The organism is Mesorhizobium sp. M8A.F.Ca.ET.207.01.1.1 (assembly GCF_004794715.1).
Taxonomy (GTDB): domain Bacteria; phylum Pseudomonadota; class Alphaproteobacteria; order Rhizobiales; family Rhizobiaceae; genus Mesorhizobium.
The window spans coordinates 1-279 of the sequence record NZ_SRUS01000614.1 but is presented as its reverse complement, the minus strand read 5'-3'; the positions used below and the strand labels follow the sequence as shown (position 1 = coordinate 279).

Sequence of the window (279 nt, the reverse complement as noted above, 5' to 3'; positions counted from 1 at the left end):
ATCGAGTGTAACATTGGCGACACCAGAGCGCCGGTCCGGCGCTCACAGGGAATTCCCATGTTGTACGACGTCGTCATCGCCGGGGCCGGCCCGGTCGGCCTGTTCCTGTCCTGCGAGCTGGCCCAAGCCGGCTGTTCGGTCCTGCTGCTGGAGCAGGCTGAGTCGCCCGATGCAACGCTGAAGCGCCTGCCCTTTGGCCTGCGCGGCTTGAACGCGCCCACGCTGGAAGCGCTGGATCGGCGCGGCCTGCTGGACGCGGTCGCGGCCCGCCAGGTGCTG

Annotated in this window: 1 protein-coding gene; it reads left to right on the top strand. The window is 69.2% G+C overall.

Annotation, left to right across the window (positions count from 1 at the left end; translation table 11 throughout):
- Nucleotides 1–57 precede the first annotated feature (57 nt).
- On the top strand, nucleotides 58–279 hold a 222-nt coding region (locus tag EN850_RS36075; protein ID WP_189591371.1), incomplete at its 3' end, for an FAD-dependent monooxygenase.